The sequence below is a fragment of the Marinobacter sp. MBR-105 genome, from assembly GCF_053628895.1.
The window spans coordinates 81,723-108,079 of record NZ_JBRJHG010000004.1; the positions used below are offsets into that span (position 1 = coordinate 81,723).

The 26,357-nt window shown below is 58.7% G+C and carries 28 protein-coding genes; 16 read left to right on the plus strand and 12 right to left on the minus strand.

Features of this window, described 5'->3' with window-relative positions:
- Positions 1-148 precede the first annotated feature (148 nt).
- Positions 149-721, plus strand: coding sequence for a TonB family protein (locus ACSSVV_RS06370; protein ID WP_227501040.1), 573 nt, complete (start codon positions 149-151; stop codon positions 719-721).
- A gap of 8 nt (positions 722-729) precedes the next feature.
- Here the strand turns inward: ACSSVV_RS06370 and grxD are convergent, their stop codons facing one another.
- Positions 730-1,056, minus strand: coding sequence for a Grx4 family monothiol glutaredoxin (gene grxD / locus ACSSVV_RS06375; protein WP_014420735.1), 327 nt, complete (start codon positions 1,054-1,056; stop codon positions 730-732).
- 200 nt (positions 1,057-1,256) lie between these two features.
- Between grxD and argF the strand changes: the two genes are divergently transcribed.
- Positions 1,257-2,171: an ornithine carbamoyltransferase gene (gene argF, locus ACSSVV_RS06380; RefSeq protein WP_022991031.1), complete on the plus strand. Its 915-nt coding sequence runs from the start codon at positions 1,257-1,259 to the stop codon at positions 2,169-2,171.
- 3 nt (positions 2,172-2,174) lie between these two features.
- On the plus strand, positions 2,175-3,251 hold the full coding sequence (locus tag ACSSVV_RS06385) for an ABC transporter ATP-binding protein (protein ID WP_011785781.1): 1,077 nt from the start codon (positions 2,175-2,177) through the stop codon (positions 3,249-3,251).
- A gap of 3 nt (positions 3,252-3,254) precedes the next feature.
- Here ACSSVV_RS06385 and glpK read toward each other — a convergent pair whose 3' ends face one another.
- The 3 genes from glpK to ACSSVV_RS06400 all read right to left on the minus strand — a co-directional run bounded on the left by glpK (position 3,255) and on the right by ACSSVV_RS06400 (position 7,345).
- The gene (glpK, locus tag ACSSVV_RS06390; protein ID WP_183580642.1) at positions 3,255-4,736 is read right to left on the minus strand and encodes a glycerol kinase GlpK; all 1,482 of its coding nucleotides are present in this window, start codon (positions 4,734-4,736) and stop codon (positions 3,255-3,257) included.
- A gap of 244 nt (positions 4,737-4,980) precedes the next feature.
- The gene (locus tag ACSSVV_RS06395) at positions 4,981-6,552 is read right to left on the minus strand and encodes an ATP-binding protein (RefSeq protein ID WP_023011509.1); all 1,572 of its coding nucleotides are present in this window, start codon (positions 6,550-6,552) and stop codon (positions 4,981-4,983) included.
- 58 nt (positions 6,553-6,610) lie between these two features.
- Positions 6,611-7,345 (minus strand): response regulator, encoded by a 735-nt coding sequence (locus ACSSVV_RS06400; RefSeq protein ID WP_011785784.1) that lies wholly within the window; start codon positions 7,343-7,345, stop codon positions 6,611-6,613.
- A gap of 242 nt (positions 7,346-7,587) precedes the next feature.
- Here ACSSVV_RS06400 and ACSSVV_RS06405 point away from each other — a divergent pair, with 242 nt between their 5' ends.
- Both ACSSVV_RS06405 and ACSSVV_RS06410 read left to right on the plus strand, forming a co-directional pair.
- Positions 7,588-8,349 (plus strand): GNAT family N-acetyltransferase, encoded by a 762-nt coding sequence (locus ACSSVV_RS06405; RefSeq protein WP_023011508.1) that lies wholly within the window; start codon positions 7,588-7,590, stop codon positions 8,347-8,349.
- Positions 8,350-8,364: 15 nt separating this feature from the next.
- On the plus strand, positions 8,365-9,183 hold the full coding sequence (locus ACSSVV_RS06410; protein ID WP_023011507.1) for a lysophospholipid acyltransferase family protein: 819 nt from the start codon (positions 8,365-8,367) through the stop codon (positions 9,181-9,183).
- Here the strand turns inward: ACSSVV_RS06410 and ACSSVV_RS06415 are convergent.
- The 4 genes from ACSSVV_RS06415 to ACSSVV_RS06430 form a co-directional block, all read right to left on the minus strand.
- A complete protein-coding gene (locus ACSSVV_RS06415; protein ID WP_022991026.1) occupies positions 9,143-9,619 on the minus strand; it encodes an FKBP-type peptidyl-prolyl cis-trans isomerase in 477 nt (158 codons plus the stop codon). The two genes, ACSSVV_RS06410 and ACSSVV_RS06415, sit on opposite strands and share 41 nt — an antisense overlap.
- Positions 9,619-11,832, minus strand: a complete 2,214-nt coding sequence (locus tag ACSSVV_RS06420) for an acetyl-CoA hydrolase/transferase C-terminal domain-containing protein (protein ID WP_022991025.1) — start codon at positions 11,830-11,832, stop codon at positions 9,619-9,621. The genes ACSSVV_RS06415 and ACSSVV_RS06420 overlap by 1 nt, the downstream gene beginning before the upstream one ends.
- A gap of 140 nt (positions 11,833-11,972) precedes the next feature.
- A complete protein-coding gene (locus tag ACSSVV_RS06425; protein WP_011785789.1) occupies positions 11,973-12,326 on the minus strand; it encodes a hypothetical protein in 354 nt (117 codons plus the stop codon).
- Between the two features lie 233 nt (positions 12,327-12,559).
- Positions 12,560-13,597 (minus strand): NADP(H)-dependent aldo-keto reductase, encoded by a 1,038-nt coding sequence (locus tag ACSSVV_RS06430; protein WP_022991024.1) that lies wholly within the window; start codon positions 13,595-13,597, stop codon positions 12,560-12,562.
- Positions 13,598-13,701: 104 nt separating this feature from the next.
- On the opposite strand from ACSSVV_RS06430, the gene ACSSVV_RS06435 reads away from it, so the two are divergent.
- The 3 genes from ACSSVV_RS06435 (at position 13,702) to ACSSVV_RS06445 (ending at position 16,192) form a co-directional block, all read left to right on the plus strand.
- The gene (locus tag ACSSVV_RS06435; RefSeq protein ID WP_081432101.1) at positions 13,702-14,949 is read left to right on the plus strand and encodes a glycosyltransferase family 4 protein; all 1,248 of its coding nucleotides are present in this window, start codon (positions 13,702-13,704) and stop codon (positions 14,947-14,949) included.
- On the plus strand, positions 14,915-15,463 hold the full coding sequence (locus ACSSVV_RS06440) for a phosphatase PAP2 family protein (RefSeq protein WP_454105747.1): 549 nt from the start codon (positions 14,915-14,917) through the stop codon (positions 15,461-15,463). The genes ACSSVV_RS06435 and ACSSVV_RS06440 overlap by 35 nt, the downstream gene beginning before the upstream one ends.
- A gap of 66 nt (positions 15,464-15,529) precedes the next feature.
- On the plus strand, positions 15,530-16,192 hold the full coding sequence (locus ACSSVV_RS06445; protein ID WP_370257711.1) for a hypothetical protein: 663 nt from the start codon (positions 15,530-15,532) through the stop codon (positions 16,190-16,192).
- Here ACSSVV_RS06445 and ACSSVV_RS06450 read toward each other — a convergent pair.
- Positions 16,180-17,589, minus strand: a complete 1,410-nt coding sequence (locus tag ACSSVV_RS06450) for a pectin acetylesterase-family hydrolase (protein WP_022991020.1) — start codon at positions 17,587-17,589, stop codon at positions 16,180-16,182. The genes ACSSVV_RS06445 and ACSSVV_RS06450 overlap by 13 nt on opposite strands.
- Positions 17,590-17,750: 161 nt before the next feature.
- On the minus strand, positions 17,751-18,812 hold the full coding sequence (gene dinB, locus ACSSVV_RS06455; RefSeq protein WP_454105748.1) for a DNA polymerase IV: 1,062 nt from the start codon (positions 18,810-18,812) through the stop codon (positions 17,751-17,753).
- Between the two features lie 112 nt (positions 18,813-18,924).
- Between dinB and ACSSVV_RS06460 the strand changes: the two genes are divergently transcribed.
- The 5 genes from ACSSVV_RS06460 to minE all read left to right on the plus strand — a co-directional run bounded on the left by ACSSVV_RS06460 (position 18,925) and on the right by minE (position 21,471).
- Positions 18,925-19,203: a DUF1244 domain-containing protein gene (locus tag ACSSVV_RS06460; RefSeq protein WP_454105749.1), complete on the plus strand. Its 279-nt coding sequence runs from the start codon at positions 18,925-18,927 to the stop codon at positions 19,201-19,203.
- Positions 19,203-19,592 (plus strand): HopJ type III effector protein, encoded by a 390-nt coding sequence (locus ACSSVV_RS06465; RefSeq protein ID WP_011785797.1) that lies wholly within the window; start codon positions 19,203-19,205, stop codon positions 19,590-19,592. Before ACSSVV_RS06460 ends, ACSSVV_RS06465 begins: the two co-directional genes overlap by 1 nt.
- The gene (gene minC / locus ACSSVV_RS06470) at positions 19,589-20,338 is read left to right on the plus strand and encodes a septum site-determining protein MinC (RefSeq protein WP_022991017.1); all 750 of its coding nucleotides are present in this window, start codon (positions 19,589-19,591) and stop codon (positions 20,336-20,338) included. Before ACSSVV_RS06465 ends, minC begins: the two co-directional genes overlap by 4 nt.
- 65 nt (positions 20,339-20,403) lie before the next feature.
- Positions 20,404-21,216: a septum site-determining protein MinD gene (gene minD, locus ACSSVV_RS06475; protein WP_011785799.1), complete on the plus strand. Its 813-nt coding sequence runs from the start codon at positions 20,404-20,406 to the stop codon at positions 21,214-21,216.
- Between the two features lie 3 nt (positions 21,217-21,219).
- The gene (gene minE, locus ACSSVV_RS06480) at positions 21,220-21,471 is read left to right on the plus strand and encodes a cell division topological specificity factor MinE (RefSeq protein ID WP_011785800.1); all 252 of its coding nucleotides are present in this window, start codon (positions 21,220-21,222) and stop codon (positions 21,469-21,471) included.
- 14 nt (positions 21,472-21,485) lie between these two features.
- Here the strand turns inward: minE and ACSSVV_RS06485 are convergent, their stop codons facing one another.
- The gene (locus ACSSVV_RS06485) at positions 21,486-22,493 is read right to left on the minus strand and encodes a DUF2804 domain-containing protein (protein ID WP_011785801.1); all 1,008 of its coding nucleotides are present in this window, start codon (positions 22,491-22,493) and stop codon (positions 21,486-21,488) included.
- A 137-nt stretch (positions 22,494-22,630) separates the two neighbouring features.
- Between ACSSVV_RS06485 and ACSSVV_RS06490 the strand changes: the two genes are divergently transcribed.
- From ACSSVV_RS06490 to ACSSVV_RS06500, 3 genes are all read left to right on the plus strand, one after another.
- Positions 22,631-23,356 carry an START domain-containing protein gene (locus ACSSVV_RS06490; RefSeq protein ID WP_022991015.1) on the plus strand — a complete coding sequence of 242 codons (726 nt, stop codon included), beginning with the start codon at positions 22,631-22,633 and terminating at the stop codon, positions 23,354-23,356.
- 83 nt (positions 23,357-23,439) lie between these two features.
- The gene (locus ACSSVV_RS06495) at positions 23,440-23,931 is read left to right on the plus strand and encodes a CBS domain-containing protein (protein ID WP_014420722.1); all 492 of its coding nucleotides are present in this window, start codon (positions 23,440-23,442) and stop codon (positions 23,929-23,931) included.
- 24 nt (positions 23,932-23,955) lie between these two features.
- Entirely contained in the window at positions 23,956-25,341 is a 1,386-nt protein-coding gene (locus ACSSVV_RS06500; protein ID WP_036148393.1) for a PhoH family protein, read from the plus strand.
- A 3-nt stretch (positions 25,342-25,344) separates the two neighbouring features.
- Here the strand turns inward: ACSSVV_RS06500 and ACSSVV_RS06505 are convergent, their stop codons facing one another.
- The gene (locus ACSSVV_RS06505) at positions 25,345-26,352 is read right to left on the minus strand and encodes an AraC family transcriptional regulator (RefSeq protein ID WP_036148391.1); all 1,008 of its coding nucleotides are present in this window, start codon (positions 26,350-26,352) and stop codon (positions 25,345-25,347) included.
- Positions 26,353-26,357 lie beyond the last annotated feature (5 nt).

Consider the following 26,357-nt stretch of genomic DNA (forward strand, 5'->3'; position numbering starts at 1 on the left):
TCGGCTTCTGCTGGCTGTTTCCCTTGCCATACTGGCCCATACTCTGGTACTGGCCGGGCTTCCATCGCCACTGAAGGAGGCCCGGGAACTGACACACCGCCTGGTTTTTACGCTGACAAGCCCGGCGGCCGTCCCGACACCAGAGAGCATGGCAAGCCCGGAACCGCCAAAGCCCAGGCACTCCGAATTCGAGATCCCGCCGGCCGAGCCGGTGGTAACCTCGACAGAATCTACCTTCAGTGCTCCGCCCGAATCGCAAACCGTCGCTGCGACACAGCCAGATTCCCCGAAGCGGACAACCGAAAGCACCCAAACCCGGGCAACATCCTTCGAATCCCCTGCATCAGTTGCTACACCTGCATTGACTGCACGTGCAAGCGAGGCCGTAGAAACGCCGGAGCCAGTAAGGCAAAAGACTGAGACTCCCGATGAAAGAGACCCTTTTGTCGCAAAACTCTCAAGTCATTTGTCGGAAAATCTCTTCCGAGAGACGATTAGGGTGCCTATAGACTCGGTGGGATCAAAGACATGGATAGCAGAAATAGAACTCAGATTAATGGGAAATGGCGCGGTGACGCGCGCGAAAATCGTTAAATCAACGGGTCTGAAGGATGTAGACGACGCAATATACCGGGCGGCTTTAGAGGCAAGCCCCTATCCCGCTCCAGAGAGCGGGATAGGAGGTCGTTTTACGATAAAGCTTAAGTACCGTTACGAGTAGCAGAATGATCAGGCTTCGGCCTGACCTGCAGCATCCTTGACCATCTTGGCCAGCTCGCCACTTTCTGACATTTCCAGAACGATGTCGCAACCACCCACCAACTCACCGTTGATGTAGAGCTGCGGATAGGTTGGCCAGCTGGAGTAGACTTTCAGGGCCTCACGCAGTTCCTGATTGTCGAGAATATTCACAAACGCAAAGCGCTCACCGCACGCCATCAGAGCCTGAACAGTACGTGCCGAGAAACCGCACTGCGGAGCTTGCGGGGTGCCCTTCATGTAAAGAATAACCGGGTTCTCTTCAAGTTGGCTCTTGATGGTTTCATTGATGTCCATGAACTCATTCCTCTGGTTGGGAGTCAGCTTTGCCGCCAAACGGCATTTGCACTTATTGTACACGGGTGCCTCAGGCCTCAACAAACCGTCCGTTTTGACCCAGAACAACAGCACCGCGCGTGGCGTTGTTTTCAGGGTAGCGACGGGCTAGACTTGTTGGCTTTTCCGAACGGGCAGTTTGCTTGAAACAGGGGCCTTTCATGGCAGCGAGACATTTTCTGACACTGAACGACATGACCACAGCAGAACTGGAAGATCTGCTCGATCATGCTTCCAAATTGCGCAAAGAGTGGCGTTCAGGCCAGACCAGGGACACCCTTAAAAACCGGGTGCTGGCAATGATCTTTGAAAAATCGTCCACCCGGACCCGGGTTTCCTTCGAAGCCGGCATGACCCAGCTCGGGGGTACCGCCATGTTCCTCTCGCCCAGGGATACACAGCTTGGCCGCGGCGAACCGATCGAAGATTCTGCCATTGTGATCTCCAGCATGGTCGATGCGGTGATGATCCGTACCTTTGCCCACGAAACTGTCGAGCGCTTTGCCACTGCCTCCAGCAAGCCCGTGATCAACGCTCTCACCGACGAATTCCACCCCTGCCAGCTGTTGGCCGACATGCAGACCTATCGGGAGCTTCGCGGCAGCATCCGTGGTGCCACCGTGGCCTGGATTGGTGACGGCAACAATATGTGCCACTCGTACATAAACGCTGCAGAGCGTTTCGATTTCCACCTGAACGTTGCCTGCCCAGAGGGTTACGAACCGGATCAACAACTGATCGAACAGCATGCTGACAGGGTGACCGTTGTGCGCGCGCCAGAAGAGGCAGCACGAGGCGCCCAACTGCTGGTCACCGATGTCTGGGCTTCCATGGGCCAGGAAGACGAGCAGAAAGCCCGGGAAAAAGCCTTCCGCAGCTATCAGATCAACCCGGCTCTGATGGCTCAGGCCGACAAAGACGCCCTCTTCATGCACTGCCTGCCCGCCCACCGGGGTGAAGAGATTTCGGCAGACATGATGGACCACGAAAGCTCGGCAGTCTGGCATGAGGCGGAAAACCGGCTGCATGCCCAGAAAGCCTTGCTGGAATTCCTGATTCTCAATCGTCTGGACTGATCCATGCCCGAAGCCCTGGTGCCCCCCGCAGACTGGCTGCTGGAAGTAAACAATCTGTCCTGTGGCTACGGCGGTGATTCCGTTGTCAAGGACGTCAGCTTTGCCCTCAGCCACGGTGATATTGGCTGCCTGCTGGGCCCCAGCGGCTGTGGCAAGAGCACCATTCTCCGGGCGCTGGCCGGCTTCCTGCCGATTTCCCGGGGTGAAATCCGCCTGCAGTCACAGGCCATCAGCCTGCCCGGGCGGGCACTGCAACCGGAAAAGCGCAAGATTGGCATGGTGTTCCAGGACTATGCCCTTTTTCCGCATCTGAGCATTGCCGATAACGTCGGCTTCGGTCTGAAGTCATTAAGCAAAGCGGAACGTCGACAAAAGGTCATGGAGTTGCTGAACCTGGTGCACCTCCAGGACCTTGCAGACAACTATCCCCACGAGCTGTCCGGCGGCCAGCAACAACGGGTGGCCCTGGCCCGGGCACTGGCACCAGAGCCAACACTGATCCTGCTGGATGAGCCTTTCTCCAACCTGGACACAGATCTGCGCCGCCGGCTGAGCCTGGATGTGCGGGAAATCCTCAAGACCCTCGGCATCAGCGCCATCCTGGTTACCCATGATCAGCAGGAAGCCTTTGCCATGTGTGATCAGGTGGCGGTTCTCCGGGACGGGCAGATTCAACAGTGGGATGTACCCTACAACCTCTACCATGAGCCGGCGAACCGGTTCGTGGCCAGTTTTGTCGGGCAAGGTGGGTTTATTCCCGGCAAGGCCCTGGGCCCTGACACCATAGAATCGGAACTGGGCGTCATCCATGGCAACCGGGCCTACAAATGGCAACCAGGCACCCTGCTGGACGTCCTGATCCGGCCGGACGACATTGTTTTCGATGAAGACTCAGAGCTGAAGCCAAAGGTGGTGGAAAAAACCTTTGCCGGAACCTCCACGCTCTATCGTTTCCGGTGTTCAGAAGACACTGAATTTGAGGCCCTCTTCCGGAGCCACCTGGACTTTAACCTGGGTGAGCAGGTACCGGTCCGGGTGGAGGCTGATCACCTGATCGCCTTCGAACGCACCGGCCATTGAACCTCAGTGATTACAGACTCGCTCAACAGCATCCAGCCAGCCGGCATAGAGTGATTCCCGCAGCCCCGGCGCCATATCCGGCCGGAACTGGTGCTCGCATTCCCAAAGCGACGTAATCTGCTCCAGGCTATCGAAAACCCCGGTCTGCAAACCCGCAAGATATGCGGCCCCCAGCGCCGTGGTTTCGGTCACGCTCGGCCGGTCAACCGGCACATTGAGAATGTCCGATAAAAACTGCATCACCCAGTCGTTCACAGCCATGCCTCCGTCGACTCGCAGCGATTCCAGTCGGGCGCCATCGTTGCGAATGGCGCGCACCAGGTCTTTGGTCTGATAGCACACCGACTGCAAACCCGCCGTGACAATCTCGGCAATGCCGGTATCCCGGGTCAGCCCCAGGATTGCACCCCGGGCGTTCGGGTCCCAGTGCGGGGCTCCCAGGCCGGTGAACGCGGGCACCAGATACACCGGATTATTCACACCGACCGTCGCCGCATGCTCCGCCGATTCCCGGGCATGGGAAATCAACCGAAGCCCATCCCTGAGCCACTGCATGGCGGCACCGGCAACAAAAATACTGCCTTCAATGGCATAGCAGGGTTTGCCGTTGAGGCGGTAAGCTACCGTCGTCAATAACCGGTTTTCAGAGCGCAGGGCCTGCTGGCCGGTGTTGAGCATCAGGAAACAGCCTGTGCCATAGGTACTCTTGGCCATTCCCGGCTCAAAACAGGCCTGGCCGATCAAAGCGGCATGCTGATCACCGGCAATACCGGCAATCATCACCGAAGCGCCCAGACATTCGGGTTCCGTCAACCCGTACTCAGCTGCACTGTCGAATACCTCCGGCAACAGAGCAGCAGGCACCCGAAACAGCTTGAGCAGCTGCGGGTCCCATTGCTGTGTATGGATATTGAACAGTGCAGTGCGGGACGCATTGGTGGCATCGGTACGATGGTGCTTGCCGCCGGTCAGATTCCAGAGCAACCAGGTATCAATGGTGCCAAAGGCCAACTCACCGGCTTCCGCGCGCTGGCGGGCACCGTCAACGTTGTCCAGAATCCACGCTATCTTGGTGGCAGAGAAGTAGGGATCAATCAATAATCCGGTGCGGTCAACCACCAGGGACTCATGGCCATCCTGGCGCAACTTGGTACACCAGGACGCGGTACGGCGATCCTGCCAGACAATGGCGTGATGAATCGGCTGCCCCGTCGCCCTGTCCCAGATCACAGTGGTTTCCCGCTGGTTGGTAATGCCGATGCCTGCGAGGTCAGATGCCTTAATCTTGCCGTTGCTCAGGGCTGAACGACAGACCGCCAGCGTACTGTCCCATATTTCCATGGCATCATGCTCAACCCAGCCATCTTTGGGGAAGTACTGGTGAAACTCCTGCTGGGCAACGGCCACCTGAGCGCCTTTGTCATCAAACACGATGGCGCGGGAACTGGTGGTACCCTGGTCTATGGCAAGCAGATATCGGGACATCAAAACCTCCTGTTGTTTTCAGGAGATTCTAACAGGACGGGGATCGAGCGGTGTGACGCGGCGCGGAAATAAAAAAAGGGCCGGAAAAACCGGCCCTCAAATGACGAATGAAACAAGGAAAGTTCGTAAGAACTACAACCTCAAAAGTCATCCCTTACGCTTTGAAGTATTACCCAGGGCTGCGGAGGGTTCAGTTGTGGTTGTGTAGAGCTTTGTTACATCAGGTGAGGTACCGAGCACTGGTTCACAAATCCGCGTCTGCGGGCTTCAGGCGCGGCCAGACCAGGCTGAACCGGGCTCCGCCCAAGACATCACTGCGGCCCACAAAAGCCTGCCCACCGTGCCAGTACAGAATCCTGCGAACAATGGACAGGCCCAACCCGTAGCCGCCTGAGGTGCGGGTACGACTGTCATCAAGCCGGGCAAAGGCGGTGAACACCTTCTCCCAATCCTGTTCCGGAATGCCCGGGCCATCGTCTTCCACATCAATCCGGCAATTATCTTCATCCAGATGGCAGCTCACCCGCACACGGCCTGCGGCATAGCGCGCGGCATTGCCGACCAGGTTCTGAACCGCCCGGTGAATGTAACGGGGCTCCATATCGGCCTGTGCCCAGCGCTCCGAGGCTTCGTCAATCTGACACTCAATGTCGACTCCCTCCCGGATCAGCCGCTGTTCGGAGACAACCTGCCTGACTATATCCGTGACCGAGCCCTCCCGGAGACTGAACACCGGCCCGCCCTGCTCCAGCCGGGCATAGGTCAGGATCTCGTCAATCAGTTCGTCGAGCTCCTGGATGTCGCCATCAATGCCCTCGAGCTGCTTTTCGAGCACTTCCTGGGTACTACCGGATTCAATCATCTGAACGCCGAACCGGATACGGGCCACCGGCGTTCTCAGTTCGTGGGAAACCGCGTGAATCATTTCCCGCTGCACCTGCACCAGGCGCTGGATATGTTCCGCCATTCCATTGAACGAAGCCCCCAGCCGGGACACGAGCGTGCCCTGCTCGGATTCCACCCGGGCTCCCATCTCACCCCGGGCAATACGAATCGCTACCGACTCAACCTTGCGCAGATGACTCTCTACAAAACGCAACGCAAGAAACAGGGCCACTGCCAGCACGCCACCGACAACAGCGGTCAGCAGCAAGATAATCGGCCAGCCCCAGGGATTGAAGGGGGGAGGCAATGTCACCACAACCAACGCGCCTTCCGACAAACGAACCAGCGCCCTGGCACGGTTATCACCGTGTTCAAAAATCGCCAGCCCGGTGTCACCAAGCCGCTCAAGCGCCTGCTGATCCGGCAGATCCTCGGCCTTCTGAACCAGACGGATATCGAGATTCAGAGACTCTGCCAATTGCTGCGCCACATCCGCACGCTGAGCCGCAGGGCTGGTATCCAGATGCCAACGCACCATCAACGAGATTGCCCGGGCCAGATCCCGGTAGGGTTGCTCCAGATGTATACCGAGCACCTCGCCCCCGAGACCAAGGACATAATAGCCATACCCGCTATCGGTTGACTGCGCCACCACTTGGCCATAGCCCAGGCGCTCAAGCGCAACCTGGGAAAGCCCGAAGTCGGCCGCAACGCCACTGTGCAGACCAAACATCGGGGCCATCCAGTGATACTTACTGAGCGGATCCGGGGCCGCCGCCAGCCAACGCATAACCGGTGTCATGGCCTGCTCATGCCAGTATTGTTCGCGAACGGAGTTGATGCCATTAAAGAGCAGGACGCACACCAGCACGACCGCCGCCGCAATGGCCGCAATACGAGCGTAGGCTTTCAGGAAAAATTTCAGGGACATCGGGCCAACCCTGGTAACCGGCGTTGCCACCTTCGGGGCGGCAACGCCTCAGGCGCGATCAGGCTTCCTTGACGAACAGGTAGCCCTTGCTGCGAACGGTTTTGATACGGCGCGGGTGGATGGGATCATCACCGATTTTCGGGCGGATCCTGGACACGCGAACATCAATGGAACGATCCTGCCCATCGTACTCGATGCCCCGGAGTGCGGTGAAAATCTCTTCCCTGCTCAGCACCCGCCCGGCATTACTGGCCAGCAGCCAGAGCAGGTCGAACTCAGCACTGGTGAGGTCGATACTTTCGTCACTTAACCAGGCTTCACGCATGGAACGATCGACCACGAGGTCGTTGAACTGCAAACGCACCGGCTCCTCCCCGGACGTCTCCTGCCCGCTAACGGGCGAGGTTTCTACCCGGCGCAGCATGGCACGGATGCGGGCGAGCAGAACGCGCGGTTGGACCGGTTTGCCAATGTAGTCATCCGCGCCCATTTCCAGGCCCAGGACCTGGTCCAGGTCGTCTGTCCGGGCGGTGAGCATAATAATGGGGCCATTGAAGAACGGCCGTACCCGCCGGCAGATGGACAGACCATCTTCGCCAGGCAGCATCAGATCCAGAACCACAAGATCAGGCTGCTCGTTGCGGATCCGCTCAACAGCGGCTCCCCCGTGGGTTTCCAACGACACTGTCAGGCCATTGTTCTCAAGGTACTCGCGGGTCAGATCCGCAAGCCGCTCATCGTCCTCTACGATCAGGATTCGCCAACTCTCGTTTGTTTGTTCCACGCCATCCATCTCTGATTATTTTATTCCGGTTTCAGGGTTGTACACCCGACGATACAGGCAACGTTCAGTTACAGCAATTATACATGCTATTCAGAAATATACATGGAACCGCCAAAGGGTTACAGCCTGTGACACATATCCGTTTTCCTGAAAACGGTCTCGCACTGTCACAGAGACGTCACCCCGGCGTCACCCATCTGTCATACCCGCTTCATAGCCTTGACCTGAAACAGAAACACAGAGGCCAAGCCATGACTGCAACCACCGCGAGCCTTCAACCCCGCCGGGGCCGTAACCTGAGCACCGAACTGACCCGTGACCCGGAGCTCATAGAAGCGGCGCAGCGCCTGCGTTACCGGGTATTCTCCGAGGAGTATGGCAGCGATCTCGGCGCCACAATCCCGGGTATTGATGCCGATGCCTACGATGCGGCATGCGATCACCTGATCGTCACCGACGCAGACACCGGTGAACTGGTGGCCACCACCCGCATACTTCACCAGAACGATACGGCTTCCGTTGGCGGCTTCTACTCCCGGGGCGAGTTTGATCTCGCGGCTCTGGAAGCCCTGCCCGGAACACTGGCTGAACTCGGCCGAACCTGCGTGCACCCGGACTACCGCAATGGCGGCACCATCACGCTGCTGTGGTCAGCGGTGGCGGAGTACCTGGTGCAGCGCAACGTTACCCATCTGATCGGCTGCGCCAGTATCAGCATGGCCGACGGCGGGGCGAAAGCCTGGCATGTGGCCCGGCTTCTGCAACAACAGCATCTGTCTGAGCCGCATTGCCGGGTAACGCCAAAGCGCCAACTGCCACATCTTGCCCATCCGGAATCAGAACGCTCTGTGGACATACCGCCCCTGATCAAGGCGTACATGCGCCTGGGCGCAAGGGTCTGTGGCGAGCCTTGCTGGGATCCTGAATTCCGATGTGCCGACATGCTGGTGCTGCTGGAGGTCAGTAACCTGGCCGGCCGCTACAGCCGGCACTTTCTGCGTCGCCCCGCCTGATTCGGAGGATTGCCGATGAGCTGGCTTCGACTGAGCTTTCGCTTAGCAATGTTTGCAGGCTTCCTTGTCGGAGCCTGCGCGCTGGCGGCTTTGCTCCGGATCTCCGATCTGGCCAGGACCAGACCGGTGGACAGGAATCCATGGGCAACAATCTGTTTTCGGAAGGCATGTCAGTGCCTGGGCTGGCAGGTTCAGGTTTATGGCCAGCCCTGCCCGGAAAACGCCCTGTTTGTCGCCAACCACATCAGCTGGTCAGACATCCCGGTTCTTGGCAGCATCACGCCCATGCGGTTTCTGTCAAAAGCGGAAGTAGGTCAATGGCCGGTGATCGGCTGGCTGGCCCGGCAGGCCGGCACGCTGTTTATCAAACGTGGCGGCGGTCAGGCCAGAGCTATCAAAGCCAGTATCGCGCAATGCCTGCAGGCTGGAGAATCGGTGATGGTCTATCCCGAGGGAACCACCAGCACCGGGGTAGCCGTATTACCCATGCACGGACTGTTGATGAGCGCCGCCCGGGACAGCAACACGGCCATACAGCCAGTGTCCATCGGTTATCGGCGAGAACGGCGCCCTGACTCACTGGCGCCCTTTGTGGGCGATGACAGTTTCCACTGTCATCTGTTCAGGCTGCTGCGGCAGCCAACGGGGCAGATCATCGTAATACTGCATCCGCCCCTTGGACCGGATCCGGATCTATCCCTGAATGAGCTGACCGGGTGCATACACCAGCAGATCAGCCAGGGCCTCGCCCGCATTCACTCGGGCGAGTTCGACCAGGTACCCGAACGCCCTCTCAGAACAGCGGGCGACCCTGAGCTACCTCGTCTTCAGTAGCCTCGCGACGACCCACGATTTCCAGATCAAAATAGAGAGTGAAACCGGCCAGAGGGTGATTGGCATCCACTTTGACCAGGTTGCCGTCGATCGCCACCACCTGTACCACCTGGGCCTGATCACCGGAGTTAGTCTGGAATTTCATGCCCACATCCAGGTTTTCAACGCCCTCAAAGAGGGAACGGGGCACCTTGCGCACCAGGTCCTCGCGGTATTCGCCGTAGGCCATCTCCGGTGGCACGGTCACTTCCAGGCAATCACCTACGTTTCGGTCTTTCACCGCCTCCTGAATGCCGGCAATGATATCGGGGCTGCCGTAGATAAAGTGCAGAGGCTCGCTGCCTTCAGACGTATCCACCAGCTCACCGATGCGGTTCTTGAGCACGTAATGGACGGTAAAAACATCCGGCCGGGTGTTCGGGTTATCGGCTTGCATCAGCTGTTTTCGCTTCCTGTCTTTGTCGCGGGTTCAAGTTGCTGCAGGCCATGTATCACCAGTTTGCGATCCAGCTTCTCCCGAATGCCTGAGGGGTTGTTCAACCCCATGCGTTCGAGCAGCACCGCGTACTGGCCAGTATCGTCTTCAGCCCGGATGGCCTGCCAAAGGGTCGCCAGTTTACCACGGGGAGTGGCGGTTGCGGCTTTCAGTCCTTTAAGGGCTTTCCCCAGGGTCAGCTCCTCATCGGTAAAATCCCGGCCGAACGGGAACGCCGGGAACCAGTCGCCCTTACCGGGTGCAGCCAAAGCCTGGCGAACCGACGCCGGCGTATTGTTCTGCCAGTCCGCAGGCAAGCGGAAATCGTCACGGACCTTGCCCGCCTTCTGGGCATGTTTCAGCAAATCCGCCTGGAAACGGGAATCGGCAATACGGATCAGCGCCAGGAACACATCTTCGTCGGACCGCCCCCGCAAATCGGCAATGCCGTACTCCGTGATCACAATGTCCCTGAGATGCCTTGGAATGGTGCAATGGGCATAGTTGAAGACAATGTTGGACACTACCTGCCCACCCGACATGCGGGTGGCTCTGAGAGCCAGGATGGAGCGCGCCCCGGGCAACTCATGGGCCATCGAAACAAAGTTGTACTGCCCCCCCACACCACTGACCACGCGACCATCATCCAGCCCATCTGACACTGCCGCGCCATTGAGGGTGTACATCATCGCAGAGTTGATAAACCGACCGTGCAAACGCTGGGCGGCTTTGAGCTTCTGATCTCCGAACCGGTGATCGTAAAGATGGTTGATGAAATTGACACTGGTCATGCAGATCTTGTCACGCTGCTCTGGCGACAGATCTCTCAGAGCCTGGTAGAAGGCCTCCGGCCCCACGTAGAAGCCACCGTGCATGGCAATACCACCGGTGAGCCTTGAACCAAGACCCAGGGCCGCCAGCGCCTCACGGGTCTGATCCTGGCTGAGATCTGCTTCTACAGCGTGATCTTCACTCAGGCGCAGGCGCCCGCCACGGAATTCCACTGTGTCCCGCAGAATGCCGTACTGAATCAGCCAGTTGACATCCCGCGCCCGCAATGGCGAGTCGATCAGCCCTTCCCGGACCAGCACATCCAGCATGTCGAGCGACGGCGTCAGGGTAATCTCGCCCCGGTTGATCAGAGTCTGCAAACCGGCATGATCAAATACTTCCCGCTTCAGGATGCCCTCCTGCATCAGATACAGGAAGCCATCCACCATCATTTCACTACAGCCATACAGGCCGGTCTCGAACGTACCGGTACCGCCGCAGCTGTCAACCACAGGGAACCTGGATCCCACATCCAGGTGGTCATAAACTGCGCGCCAGGCATCATTGTGTTTGTGGCGCAGAATGGCGTTGTGAACCAGCGAGGCTCCCAGTGAACCGATGCCAACCTGAAGGGTTCCGCCGTCCTTCAACAGGCAGCTGGCGTAGAATCCGATGAGGTGATCAGACGGACTGATGGCCATCTGAGGAGCCGAGAATAACGGATAGTCTGTCGATGGATGACTGAAGAGAAGATCAAACTGCTGTTCCTCGACGGCTGCATGATGGCCAAACCAGGGCAGGTACTGATTGATTTCAGCCACCATGGCCACCGGTACGCCCTGCTGTTCACGCTCCCGCAGCAGCGGCAGGATATCGAGTGACAGGTCCGGGTTACAGCTAAAGCTCACCTGGCCCGGAAAGCCATTGGGCTCGCCTGGGGAAACCATCTGCCCCACCACATTCACACCCTGCGCCATCAGGTCGCGAACGGCATGGGTGTAATTGGTGCATACGTAGTTTCGCTGCTGGTTGCGATTGTTCAGGTAGCTGCCAGCTTTGAAGAAAAATTCAGACACCTGGACATTGCTTGGCAAGCGGTTATTGGCGACATCACGGGCATAGGCCAGTTCCGGAATATCGCCAAACAGGCGCTTGGCGAAGGGCCCCATGAAACGTTTTTCCAGTGAAGAACTGCCCTCAGGCGCTAACAGGGAGAGCGCGGTCACAATATGCAGTTCAATGTCTGGATCATCCTTGGCACGCTGATAGAGCGCATTCACAAACCTCACCGGCTTGCCAAGACCAAGCGGCAAGCCCAGGGTAATGCGCTTGCCAACCCGTTCAATCACCCGATCAACACACCGTTCTGCGTCGTCGCAATAGACTCCGTTCTCTGCTGCCATTACCGGCTCCTCGTCGCTTGAGAATCTCAATTAAGGTGGATGATCACACGGCAGATTCAAGCTGACAATGCGTCAGGTCATGACATTTTGACAAAGCGGAAGGTCGGGAGAAAGATGGCGGGCACGCCAGGGAACAGCGGTCAGAACTTCCAGCGCAGGTTCAGGCAGGCACCTTCGTTCAACAGGGCGATGCCGTGGTCAGGCTGAGCCGGATCGGAAGCATAGGTCTTTTCAGCAGTGCGGGAGCGGCTGAGGCTCAGGCTGAGCAGACGGGAGCCGATAGCGGTAAGTGCATCGCTGCGGTCGTCTTCATAATCGCCGGACATCCATTCCTGAAGTTCGTAAACATCCTCCGCCGTCGTCATTTCGTCGCGCTCGGCCATCATGCGCTCGGAAAGCATCGGTTCCGACAACATGGGCTGCGCAGCGTCAGCCCGCATCGCAAAGGCGACGCTATTCAGGGCTAGGAGGACGACGAACAGGCGAAGAATCATGGCAACAGGAAATCCGGTATCGACATTGGCTTTATGTAATTCACAGTACCAAAGTCTAATGATTGCGACGAAGATTGGTGTGATTTTGCACACAATTTCGCCAGCGTTCCGTCGCCTGGCACCAGCTTTTTTGTCAATAAATGATCACTTATATTGCAGTATGTAACGACCCTGCCGCTGGTCGGAGCGGCAGGATCGCACCTGGCTACTGCAAGCCCTTATGCATACAGTCTTCAAGGGCAGGGATAGGTGAACTCGGCATGGATCGCCTCGATGGCGGACACGAGGTCGGGGCTCAGAGTCACACTGGCTGCCCCGATGTTCTCGCTGAGCTGCTCCATGGTGGTTGCGCCAATGATGTTACTGGTTACGAACTCCCGACTGTTCACCCAGGCCAGTGCCAGTTGGGCCGGCGTGAGACCATGTTGGTGAGCCAGCTCAACATAGGCCCTCGTGGCGTCCGCCGCCCGGTCATTGGTATAGCGACTGAACCGCTCGTACAGAGTCAGCCGGGCCTTTTCCGGCCATTTTCCCCCCAGGTATTTGCCGGTCAGCATGCCAAAGGCCAGCGGTGAATAGGCCAGCAGGCCGGTGCCTTCACGATGGGCAAACTCCGCCAGCCCCGCTTCAAAGGACCGGTTCAACAGGTTGTAGGGGTTCTGGATAGAGACCACCCGGGGCCAGCCACGCTGCTCCGCCAGGCGCAGGTACTGCATCGTGCCCCACGGTGTCTCGTTGGAAAGCCCGATGTGTCTGACCTTTCCTTCACGAACCAGTTCATCCAGTGCCTCCAGTGTTTCCTCAATGGGCGTCATCTGCTCATCGGGATTGCGGTCATAACCAAGCTTGCCAAAAAAATTGGCGCTCCGGTCCGGCCAGTGCACCTGATAAAGATCGATGTAATCCGTCTGCAGGCGCTTGAGGCTGCCCTCACAGGCAGAGCGGATATGCTCCCGGGTCAGCCTCGGCCCCCCGCGCAAATACCCGAGACCATTACCCGGCCCGGCCACCTTGCTGGCGATCACCAGATCATCACGCTGGCCACGGCGGGCCAGCCAGTTGCCCAGATACTGCTCGGTCAGACCCTGGGTTTCTGCCCTGGGTGGCACTGGATACATTTCAGCGGCGTCGATGAAATTGATGCCCTGCTCCATGGCATAGTCGAGCTGCTGAAAGGCTTCCTGCTCGCTGTTCTGCTCGCCCCAGGTCATGGTTCCCAGGCAGATCAGGCTGACCTCGATATCTGTAAAGCCAAGTTTTCGCGTTTGCATGGAATCTCCTTGCAATAGGTCGATAAGAGACGGGGTATAAACACGTAAACGGAATGTCACGGAGTTGTCGCATTTCTGTCATGGCGTCTTTCCATAGTAAAGGCATGACAGCAGAACCTTCAGGAACCCCCGTGACCGAAGCCCAGTTGACCGAACGGCGACCGCAACACATTACCATTGTTTCCGAGACGTTTCCGCCGGAAATCAATGGTGTTGCCAACACCATGCGGCACCTGTGTCAGGGGCTGATGCAACGGGGCCACCATGTAACCGTGGTGCGCCCCCGGCAGCCCCACGAACAGAAAGGACTGTTTGAGAGTACCGGGAGCGGGTTGTTTTCCACCGAACTGGTGGTTAATGGCTTGCCTCTTCCCGGATACGCAGATCTGCGCTTCGGTACCGCCCGCCCCTCGAGCCTGAAAAAGCTCTGGCAGAAACAGCGGCCCGACGGCATCTATGTGGCAACCCAGGGGCCACTCGGCGTGGCGGCCGTGAACGCGGCTCGCAGCCTCGCCCTGCCTGTCAGTTCCGGGTTCCATACCAACTTCCATCAGTATTCTCGCTATTACGGAGCGGGCCTGCTCGAACGGTTACTGTGTGCCTACGGTCGCTGGTTCCATAACAGAACAGCCATCACCCTGGTGCCTACCGGTCGCATGCAGCGGGTGACCCGGGACATGGGGATCACCTGCACCGGCCTCTGGAGCCGGGGCGTGGATTGCCAGCGCTTCACCCCCCACAAACGCGACCAATCCCTGCGTCGGCAATGGGGGCTGCACGACAACGAACGTGCCGTACTCTATGTCGGGCGCCTGGCTGCGGAAAAAAACCTGCGCATGGCTGTTGCCTGCTTCGAGCGTATCCGCGGCCTGCATCCTAATGCCCGCTTCGTGCTGGTAGGGGATGGCCCCATGCGCCGCTCCCTGGAAGACCGGCACCCGGACTACATATTCTGTGGCACCCGACGGGGCGAAGATCTGGCCCGGCACTATGCCTCCGGTGACCTGTTCCTGTTTCCCAGTAAAACCGACACCTTCGGCAACGTGGTGCTGGAAGCCATGGCCAGCGGACTGGGCATCGTCGCCTTCGACGATGCTGCAGCCGCAGAACATATCCGACATGACGAAAACGGCATGAAGGCTGAACTGACAGACGACGAAGCCTTCGTCAATCACGCCCTGAGACTGGCCGACCAGCCCTCACTGTTGAACCGAGTCCGCGCCCAGGCTCGCCTGGACGCTCTTGAATTGAATTGGAGCAGCCAGATCGACCAGTTTGAACAGCTGGTTTTAAACCAAACTGCACAGGCCCGATACCATGGCATTAACAAGCAAGGCATCTCGCTTCTTTGAGTTGGCAGACCAGCGAGAATTAGCGGTCTGCCAGGCCATTAATCGCAGCGTACGGTTCCGGCCGATTCTGGGGTATTTCCGAGTCGTCAGCCGACTTGGCGACGGTTGGTTCTGGTACGCGCTGATTCTCTTACTGCCTTTCTACGCCGGGGACTCTGGCCCGGCCCTGGCACTTCAAATGGCGCTTACCGGGCTCACCTGCACGCTAACCTACAAGGCCCTCAAACGCTGGCTGATCCGCGAGCGGCCTTTTATTTCGTTTCCGGTTATTAACTGTGCAACGCCGCCACTGGACCGGTACAGCTTTCCCTCCGGCCACACACTGCACGCGGTGTGTTTTCAGGCCATGCTGTTCGTTGCGCTCCCGGCCCTGGCCTGGTGTGTGCTTCCATTCACCTTGTCAGTGGCGGCATCCCGGGTCATTCTCGGGCTCCACTACCCCAGCGATGTCCTGGCCGGCGCCTTGATTGGTGGCACCATGGGCTGGGCCTCTATGCAGTGGCTGGCCGGCTGAGCCCAACCCAGGCAGTTGCCGCATTCTGGTCTACACTGATTCCGGAGAATCCTGCCGGAGTGAGTCATGAACACAAAGATCCTGCTGGTCACCGGGGCCGCAATTATTCTGGCGCTGGCGCTCCTGTGGCCGACCAATACCCCGCCACCCGAGTTACCACCAGCCGGAAACGCTCCGGATACCGCTTCAGATCCGGCCGAGGCACCCCCGCCCTCTTCCGATACCCTGACACCTGAACAACAGGCACTGCTGGACAACCCCAAGGTCAAGGCTTACGCCCAGCGGCTTGAATTTGAAGATGACCTGCACGATTTCTTTGCCAACGCCCCATCTCTCCCCGAACAGAAGCGCCGGGCCCAGGCAGATGCCCTGCAAGAGCGTATGAACGAATACGAAGGATCTGCGCAGGTGAGTGCTCCGGAAGCCGCGTTGATTCAACTGGCGATGATCCAGATTCTGGAGCCGGATGAGGAGGCAGCAAAAGCTGCCGCACAGCAACTCATGGACCGGTACCGGGCTGAATCCGGAGCCAGACTGCAGGCCTGGCTGGATGAACCCAGGCCGGACTTCGAACGCTACAAGGCCCGGGAAAAGGCAATTGTGGAAGAAGTGATGGCCATGGATGATATTCCCGGCGGACTGACCCGGGACCAATACCTGCGTGAGCGCCTTCAGGAAGCTCGGGTAGAGGCCATGGGCCGGTCCGCCGGCAATAATCAGAGCAACTGATCCAGCGACCAGTACAACAGGTTGAACGGTTTGTTGTAATCGGCCACCGTATCGGTCTCCGAGGCCTGCATCACCGCACCGCTGCCATTCATCACGTTATTGACGAAATCCCCCAGTTCAAGGCCCAACTCCTGAATATCCGAATTGGCGAACTCGATAATGGACGTGCAGTGACTTTCATTCACGTCCCGAAACATGGGCAGGTAATAGCCGAAGTTATCCAGCCCGGCCAGCGTCTGCGTCAACCGTTCGGTATCCACGGCCCACTTCTGATGCAGCAAAGCCTCCTTGGTGGCCTGATCCGGCGCATTCTCGATCTCCGGGAAGAAGCGCTCATAGGAATAGGAGGAGTAGTTCAGGTCCCGCCAGAAATGCGTATGCCCCATACGGTCCTGTGGCAGCGCCGTCGCCAGCGCAGGATACAGGCTGCCGAGGTCATTCAGGTTCAGTGCCGGTAAACCGGACTTCAGGTAAGCCAGCGGGCCGCCCGGCTGGTCCAGCCCCCAGGATTGCCTGATGAAGCTCTGTAGCAGCACCGAAGGATACTGCTGAGGGTCGGCGCCAACCGGCGCACTGAAGGCAGGGCCTGAATCGTTGATCAGGAAACTTCGAGTCGGCGCCATGTCCCGCCGGGTTGGGTGATAGTTGGTCAAGCCACCAATGCCACCAGCACTGCAACCGGTCGCCAGCATTTGCCCGGGGCGTTGCAGGTTGTCCTTGAGCCAGCTGATCACCGCCCGGGTATTCCTCAGGCCGTTGTGATGCCAGATCAGAGGTTCCGCCTCGCCTTCAGGATCTTCATACACCGCCACCCGGTCGCCGGAATAGATATCCCCCGTACAGTAGGGTACGTAGACCATGTTCCAGTTCTGGGTTTTTACCCGGGTCCAGGGATGCAGACGAACCACAAACGGGCTCACCAGGCTGGCGCCGGGATTCAACAGAGACATGTAATCATCCGGGATACCATCGGGATTACGAGCTCCCCGGATCCCGGTCTGGCCACTGCAACTCTCGTAATCCCAGCAGGCACCGCCACCTTCAAAATAAACCACGGTATTGGAAGTGTTCGGCACCCGGTTCACGAAGAACTTGTACTCCGAACCGTTACCGCATACAGCGCCGGTTTCCGGCGCCAGTGCGATGGTCTGCCACTGGTAGTAGGCCCCCGCCGAGAAATTCTCGTAGCCATCGGGATTGGCCAACAAAGGGTAGGCACCCTGGCGCTGATCCGATGTCACCGGATTATCGGCACCGGGCGGCGACGCCAGGTTACCCAGGGTTCGCCAGAATCCATAATCCCCCAGCTCCGCCGACGCCGGAGCCGACAGCAACAATAACAACAAGCCCGCCAGCGCACCGGAGCGCCAGGGGCCACAACAGCCAGCTTTGTTCATTCTTGTTCTCCTGCGATTGTTGTTTCGGGGCGGGCGTGGCCCGCAACGCTTACAGCAGGATAGCGTCAACTAAAAGCTAGAGATGACACACTGTCACGTCAAAGCGGCAGCCATACCGTTTTAACCTAAAAAAATGGCGGATATGCCCGCGGGGACCGAAGTCAGTCAAACAGGCGCAACTGGGTGACCGGAGCATCGTCATTGCGGAACCGGACACCCACTCCCAGCAGGCGAACCGGGCGGTCTTTGGGCATCAGCTCTTCGAGCAGTGGCTGGAAATCCACCAGAGCCGGCTCGGTAACGGACTCCCGAACCCGCTCCAGCGTGTGGGTGGAAAAATCGCTGTAGCGGATTTTCACGAACAGCTTGTGTATCGGCTTGTGCAGCCCCTTGCGCGAGAGGCGAAGATTGAGGTCGGCCACCAGGGCCGGCATCACGGTATCGCAGGCGCTCCGGTCAGGGAGGTCCTGGGAAAAGGTACGCTCGACGCTCACCGACTTGGCCACCCGCGACACCACAACGGCGCGATTGTCCCGGCCATGGGCCATTTCAAACAAACGATAGCCCTGTTTGCCAAACTTCTCGATCAACACGTCGGCACCCAGCGCCTGCATATCGCCACAGGTTTTCACACCCAGGGCGTGCAGCCGGGCCGCGGTCACCTGCCCTACACCGAAGAGCTTTTCCACCGGCAGCTCGCTTACAAAGTCGGCCACCTCCGGCGGCGTAATCACAAACAGACCATCGGGCTTGCGCCAGTCACTGGCAATTTTGGCAAGGAACTTGTTGGGGGCCACGCCGGCGGAAATGGTAATGCCGACTTCCCTGCTCACCCGCTCCCGCAGGTGCCGCGCCATCAAGGTGGCACTGCCCTTGAACGCGTCAACATCGGTCACATCCAGAAACGCCTCATCCAGGGACAAGGGCTCAACCAGATCGGTCATCTCCCGCAGTATCGCCATCACCTGCTGGGAAACTGCCCGGTAACGGCCCATGTCCGGCGGTACCGTGACCAGGCCGGGGCACAACCGCCGGGCTTCGCTGCCGGGCATGGCCGAACGCACGCCAAAAGCCCGGGCCCGGTAGTTGCAGGTGGTCACCACACCACGGCCGCCCTCGCCACCCACCGCCAGCGGAACATCCCGCAAGCTTGGGTCGTCACGCATCTCGACGGCGGCATAGAAGCAGTCGCAGTCCACATGAATGATCTTGCGCTGGGCCATAGGGGCGGGCTCACGTTAACAATCTGTACGTTTATACAGCCTTGTATCTTACGGTAACATGCCGAGAATGTCAGGAAATCCCGATAGTCCCGGCAAGCAACAGCGAGGCCCCATGAGTAACCCGATTCCCGAGTCTGAACGCACCGAAATCGAAGCCGCCGCCTTCCGGCGCCTGGTGCAGCTCCTGCGTGAAAACAACGACGTCCAGAACATCGACCTGATGAATCTGGCGGGTTTCTGTCGCAACTGCCTGTCCAAATGGTATCGGGCCGAAGCGGGAGAGCGGGGGTTCGACATTTCAGATCCGGACGCCCGGGAAGAAATCTACGGCATGCCGTACGAAGAATGGAAAGCCAACTACCAGACCGGCCCCAAGCAGGATCACAAATAATGAATGTTAATGAAGCGGTTCGTATCCACCTGGCCTCAGTGCAGGCCGGTCATGCCGATTTCGACGACACCCTGAAACTGATCAATCAGTATTTCGAATTTCGGCCCACCGGTTTCAGCAACGGCCCGCTTCGCAACGAGACTGGCGAAAACGCTGGCTCCTGCCGGGTCTTCGGCCTGGGTCAGTACTGTAATCTGAGCGAGACCGACACCCTGCGCCTGTTCGCCCAACACTACGAGCAGGTGCTCGGCGACCCGGCCGGGGACAGCCATGGTAACATTCGCCAGTTTATCAGCACGGGCTGGTCCGGCATCCGTTTCGATGCCCCTCCGCTGCGCGCCCTCGGAGATGCCCATGCCTCAGACACCGGAGAACAGGTCCATCCATGAGCGATTCCGCAGCCACCGACACAAAACAGAGCTTTCAACTGAAGAGTGCCAGTGTTTCCCTGACCGCCCTTGAGCTTTACTACTTCGACAACGACGAATTTGAAGCCAATCTTCGGGACAAGATCAGCCAGGCGCCGGGCTTCTTCAAAGACATCCCGCTGATTATCAGCCTGGAGAAATATGAAGGCCTGGACAGCGAACTCGATTTTTTCAAGATGATCGGGACCTGCCGCCGCCACAACATCCATGTGATTGGCGTACGCGCCGCCAACGACGATCAGCGCCGGCTTGCCCGGGGAGCCTCGCTGGCATTGCTGCCCGGCGGCAGCCTGAAAGAAAGGCCGGCGCCGGAAGCCCCGGCAGAAGCAGAACCGGAAACGGCAACCGCACCGGAGCCTGCAAACGAACCCGCACCGGCGAAAATCGTCAATCAGCCGGTTCGATCGGGCCAGCAGGTATACGCGCCGGAAGGCGATCTGATCATCCTTGCGCCGGTGCAGGCCGGAGCCGAAGTTCTGGCTGCCGGCAATATTCATGTTTACGGCCCGTTACGCGGACGGGCGCTGGCCGGCATTCACGGTGCCGAGTCTGCCCGGGTGTTCTGCCAGTCACTTGAGGCGGAGCTTGTGTCCATCGCCGGACACTATAAAATCTCCGAAGATCTTCAGGACATTGGCTGGAAAAGCGCTGTGCAGATCCAGCTCAGGGACGATGTGCTGGTGGTGACGCCACTGGACAAGGCCTGATGTTGTGACAACCGATAACAACAGTTGAAACCATGACGAATCCACCGAGAAACAGGAACTGAACCTTGGCTAGAATCATTGTCGTTACCTCAGGAAAAGGCGGCGTGGGCAAAACCACCACCAGCGCCTCCATCAGCACTGGTCTGGCAAAGCGTGGCCACAAGACCGTCGTGATTGATTTCGACGTGGGTCTGCGCAACCTGGACCTGATCATGAACTGCGAACGCCGGGTGGTGTACGACTTCGTTAACGTCATTCAGGGCGAAGCGACTCTCAACCAGGCCCTGATCAAGGACAAGCGGGTAGAAACGCTCTACATCCTGCCTGCCTCCCAGACCCGCGAGAAGGAAGCTCTCACCAAAGATGGTGTGGAGAAGGTCATCAACGAACTGTCCGAAACCTTCGACTACATCGTGTGCGACTCCCCGGCCGGCATCGAACATGGCGCCCTGATGGCGCTCTACTATGCCGACGAGGCGATTGTCGTAACCAACCCGGAAGTCTCATCGGTACGGGATTCAGACCGCATCCTGGGCATACTGCAGAGCAAATCCCGGCGAGCGGAAATGGGGCAGGACCCAGTCAAGGAACACCTGCTACTGACCCGCTACAACCCGGACCGGGTAGAAAAAGGCGAGATGCTGTCGGTACAGGATGTTGAGGAAATCCTGGCCATTCCCCTGCTGGGCGTGATTCCCGAGAGCCAGATCGTACTGAATGCCTCCAACCAGGGCCTGCCGGTCATTCTGGAGGAGCAAAGCGATGCCGGCCAGGCCTATGAAGATGCCGTTGCGAGGCTGCTGGGCGAGGAACGGGAACACCGTTTCATGACGTCCCAGAAAAAAGGCTTCTTCTCACGGATGTTCAAAGGGGGCTAAGGGATGAGTTTTTTCGATTACTTCAGAAGCAAGAAAAACAGTACGGCCAGTGTCGCCAAGGAGCGACTGCAGATTATCGTGGCCCATGAGCGGGGCCAGCGTGAACAGCCGGACTACCTGCCCCAGCTGCAGCAGGAGCTGTTGCAGGTGATCCGCAAGTACGTTCAGATCAGCGACGACATGGTACAGGTGGAGGTGGATCGCAATGACCACTGCTCCGTGCTGGAATTGAACGTCACCCTGCCCGAAAAGTGATGGCTACGCCCGGTTTACCACCGGGCAAAGTGATCTTCCATCAATCCCCGTAACCCGTTTACGGGGATTTTTTTGCCGCTTTCATCCGCAACCGTACCCTGGAAAGTGCCCACAAACTGACGGAAATTGGAGGCAATAACCCAGGCGTTGAGCTTTTCCCGGCGCGCGCCAGCGGGCACGAAACGGAGGTCAACGCGGCCATCGTCGGTGGTGACCCGCCAGTCTGCCCCGGGCTGATAGCGATCAAACTCGAATCGGGCCGGCCCCAGCAGAATGCGACGTCCGTCGAGCCAGAGCGCGTTCTCGGTCATCCCGGTCTCGTTCACACCAGCGGCCAGGTTCAGCCCCACTGAAACACCATTGTCGGCAACCCCAGCCAGACTGGCCCAGTTCCAGGCGGTTTCCCGGCGCATGAAGCCGCAGCTCCAGTCGATGGACCCACGGGTAGACTCATCGCAACGCCAGACCACATCGCCCAGGCGCACTTCACCGTCCACCGTCAGTCCGGCCGATTTCCGGGTGAACACCCAGCCGTTGTATCCGGCCGGCGACACCAGCCGCAAGGGTTGTTCGGTGTCCCGCAACTCAAGATCCACCCGGATATTACCGGGTCCGCTCACTCTCACATTCCGACCGCCGGTGGCCGGTTCAATGGCCATGCTCAAGTCGCCTTTGCGGAACCGGGCGTGACCGCGTTCAGGATAGGGCTCTATGTTCGTGTTCCTGGCCAGAGGCTGCAAAAACGAATGCTCGAACATCTGTCCGCTCTCGAAATCGAACAGATAGAAAAAGCCATTACCCACCAGGTTCAGATCCACAATAGCCAGGCCAAACACCCAGCCCGGTGCCATCGCACTGACAAACTGGAACTGGTTGAAACGCCAGTGTCTGGCCAGGCGGGTCCGAGGCTTGTCCATCACCGTGCGCAGGTCGTAGTCGAGATAGTTGATGGTGTCGACAGGATGCTCCATCAGCCCTGGCGTTATTCGTCCGCGGGCATCTACCAGTTTCTGTGTTGTCATAATGTTCGTCAGATCAGGCCAATCGTGGTGTGCGTTGTGTAACTAAGCTACCTGGTTCACAAACCCCCGCATTCACAGGCGGGGGCCATTGCGCCCCGTGGTAGACTCGGCTCACTCTTACAACGGAAGTTTAGCCTATGACCACAACCAGAGCCCACGGCGTTAGCCGCCTGATTTCCGGCATTATGGGCCTGTTGATGACCTTGTCTGTGTCCGCCAGTGAAACCGTCCCGTTGCCATCGGAAGATGCCGAGGCCTGGTCACTGCGCAAGGAAGTGGACAATGTGCGGATATACACCATGGCGCGGGAAGGCTCGGGGTTCGAGGCTTTCAAGGCAGTAGCGGAACTGGACGTTCCTATCGAGAACCTGATGGCCGTCATGGTCAATCCGGAATCCTGTGAGGAATGGGTACACAACTGCACCGAATCCCATGCCTTTGGCCAGGGGGACTTCCACGATCGCTATGCCTATTCGGTCAACGATATGCCGTGGCCGGTAGCCGACCGTGATTATGTACTGCGCATCCGTACCCGCGGCGACGCGTCCACCGGCGAGATTATCATGGACCTAAACGCCACTCCCAACATGCGGGCCGAGTTCAACAGTCGCGTGCGGGTGGACCGCTCCGACACACTCTACCGGTTTACCCCGGAGGGCGACCGAACCCGAATGGTCTGGGTGCAGCACACCGAACCCAACGGCGCATTGCCCGGGTGGCTGGTCAATAGCCTGATTGTCGATATACCGGTCAAATCCATCCTCGCACTGGAAGCCGTCGCCAAACAGGATCGCTATCAGGGTTACCAGTTGCAATGGGGCGAAGACGGCACATTGCAGGGCGTAAGCCCGGAAGCCCGTTAACCCGACCCACAATGCAGGGGTGACGGCAGGCCACGGAACGGCTAAGCTTCATCAAAAGCACAGCAAACGGAAGATGCCCGCACATGAGTGTTCTCGCCCATGAGATCATGACCCCGACCATCAAGGCCGTCCCCCACAACTGGACTATGGATCGCCTCGCCAGGTTCCTCACCGACAACGAAATCACCGGCAGCCCGGTTACCGACGACAACGGCGACATCATCGGCATAGCCACCCTCAAGGACATTACCGAATTCCGTTGGAATGCCTCCCGTTCCGGCGATCAGCCCAGGCTGACCGAAGAGGAGCAGGAAGAGGCCCGGCGTCTGCGTATGGTCATCTTCGAAGAGATGGGCAAGGTTCCGGTTGAAGTCCGGGACATCATGACGCCCATTGTTTTGTCGGTTGACGAAGACACGCCAGTGCGAGACATTGCCAATATCATGATGCGAGAGCACCTGCACCGGATCTTTGTCACCCGGGATTCAAAAATCACCGGTATCATAACCACTTATGACATGCTGAAACTGATCTCCGACAGAGACCTGACGCAACGCTGCGCCGAGACCGACTGAGCCACCAGAGAGGTAGCGCCCCCTATGCCAAGAGCACCGCAAGCTCGCCGGAAAATGTATGTCCTCGACACCAACGTCCTGATTCACGACCCGAATGCCCTCCTGAACTTTGAAGAACATGATGTCATCATTCCGATGACCGTCCTCGAAGAACTCGACAGCCTGAAATCCGGCAAACAGACGGTGGCCGCCGACTGCCGCCAGGCCATTCGCAACATCGACAAACTGCTGGGTGATGCCAGCCCCAAGGACATCGAGAAAGGCGTGCCGATTCTGCGCGGCAAGAAAGCGGACCCGCTGGGCGCTCTCTCCATCATCATGAGCACCGAAGGTGCCGGCAATCACTCACTGCCCGAACACCTGAACGACAACAAGATCATCAACACCCTCGCCGCCCTGCAGGCACGGCACAAGTCCCGGGATATCATCCTGGTCAGTAAAGACATCAACATGCGGTTAAAGGCCCGCGGCTTTGGTGTCGAAGCCCAGGACTACCACAACGACCAGCTACTTGACGACATTGACCTGCTGCCCAAGGGCTACAAGGAGTTCCCGAACTCGTTCTGGGACGGTATCGCCAAGGTGGAAACCATACAGCGGGAGGGAGTGACGGAACACCTGCTCAAACGCGAAGGGGAACTGGCGAAACTGAACATCAACGAGTTCGTGATTGACGAGCAGGGATTCGTTGGCAAGGTGGTCGATATCTCAGAGGATCAGTTGGTACTCAAGGACCTGCACCAGCATGACCTGATGAATGAAGAAGTCTGGGGCCTGGTGCCCAGGGATATCTATCAGGCCATGGCCCTGAACCTGTTACTGGACCCCGACATCCACCTGGTGAACCTGACCGGCTCGGCGGGTTCCGGTAAAACCATTCTGGCCCTGGCCGCCTGTATTGAAATGACCGTGGCCAGCAAACTCTACAAACGCATCATCGCGACCCGCTCCACCCAGGGCCTGGATGAGGATATCGGTTTCCTGCCCGGTACCGAAGCCGAGAAAATGGAACCCTGGCTGGGTGCGATCGTGGACAACCTGGAAGCTTTGCACGAAGACGATGAGAACATGACCGCCAGTGTCGACTACATCCTCAGCAAAGTGCCCCTGCACTTCAAATCCATGAACTACATCCGGGGCCGCAGCTTCCAGCACAGCCTGATCATCATTGATGAATCCCAGAACCTGACACCGCACCAGATCAAGACCATCATCACCCGGGCCGGTAACGGCTCCAAGGTGATCTGCCTGGGCAACCTGGCGCAGATAGACACCCCCTATCTGAGCCCCCTGAGTTCCGGCCTGACCTACATGACCGAACGCTTCAAGGGCTTCCGCCATGGCGGTCACATTCACCTGCAAGGCGTACCCCGCTCGGTACTGGCCGAGTTTGCCGAAGCCAATCTGTAGGCTTCAGTGCGCCCCCTGCTTGCGCCAGCGAGCCGGGGGCATGCCAGTCCAGCGATGGAATGCCCGGTAAAAGGTACTGGCCTCTGCAAACCCGAGCGACAACGCGATCTCCGCCAGTGACAACCCCGATTCCCGCACCGCCGCCAGGGCGAGCTCCCGGCGCACCTCGTCCAACAAGCTGTTGAACGTATAGCCCTGTGCCTCCAGCCGACGGGCCAACGTACGTTCGCTGAGCCCCAACATCCTGGCCGCTTCTGCCCGTCGTGGAAGGTTTGGCCCCATCCGGGCGACCAGCCATTGTCGAAGATCCTCTGCCGACACAGCGCCCTTTTCCAGCGCCGCCAGCCGTCCTGCATTGTACTGTTCATGTACACGGGCAAGGGCCGGATCTGCCTGTGGCAAAGGCCTGTCCAGCACCTCATTACCCACCAGCAAACCACTGAACGCCTGCTCGAACTCCACCGGGCAACCAAACACCTCCCGGTACCCTGACAGCGGCCCCAGACGGGCCTGACTGAATTGCACTCGCACAGGCCCAACCGCAGAACCGGCAATCCAGTCGGTCAGGCTGACCACGGCCGACAGCACCGCTTCAATCTGATGCGGACTGAACGCCAGACGCCCCTGCCGGGGGTGGTAGACAATCCAGGTGCCCCTGCTACCCGGTATCATCTGGAAGCGACCGCCATCAGAGATCAGCCGCTGGTATTTCTGGACCAGGGTGATGGCTTCGCGCAGCGTGGCGGCGCTCTGCATGGCGAAACTGACCGCATCAATACTGGCCGGCCGCACCCCGGCGCCAACTTTCAGACCAAACCCGGGATCCCGCGTGCACTGCTCCGCGGCGTGCCAGAGACGGGTAATGAAGTCGATGGGCCATCGTTCGAGAGACAGGGCCCCGGCCGGCAGACCAGCGGTTTCCAGCAACAGGTTCTGCGGAACGCCCAGATTCCTCGCGGCATCGATCACGGTATTGACCCAGCCCATGGATACGGTGGCTTCTAACGTCAATTATT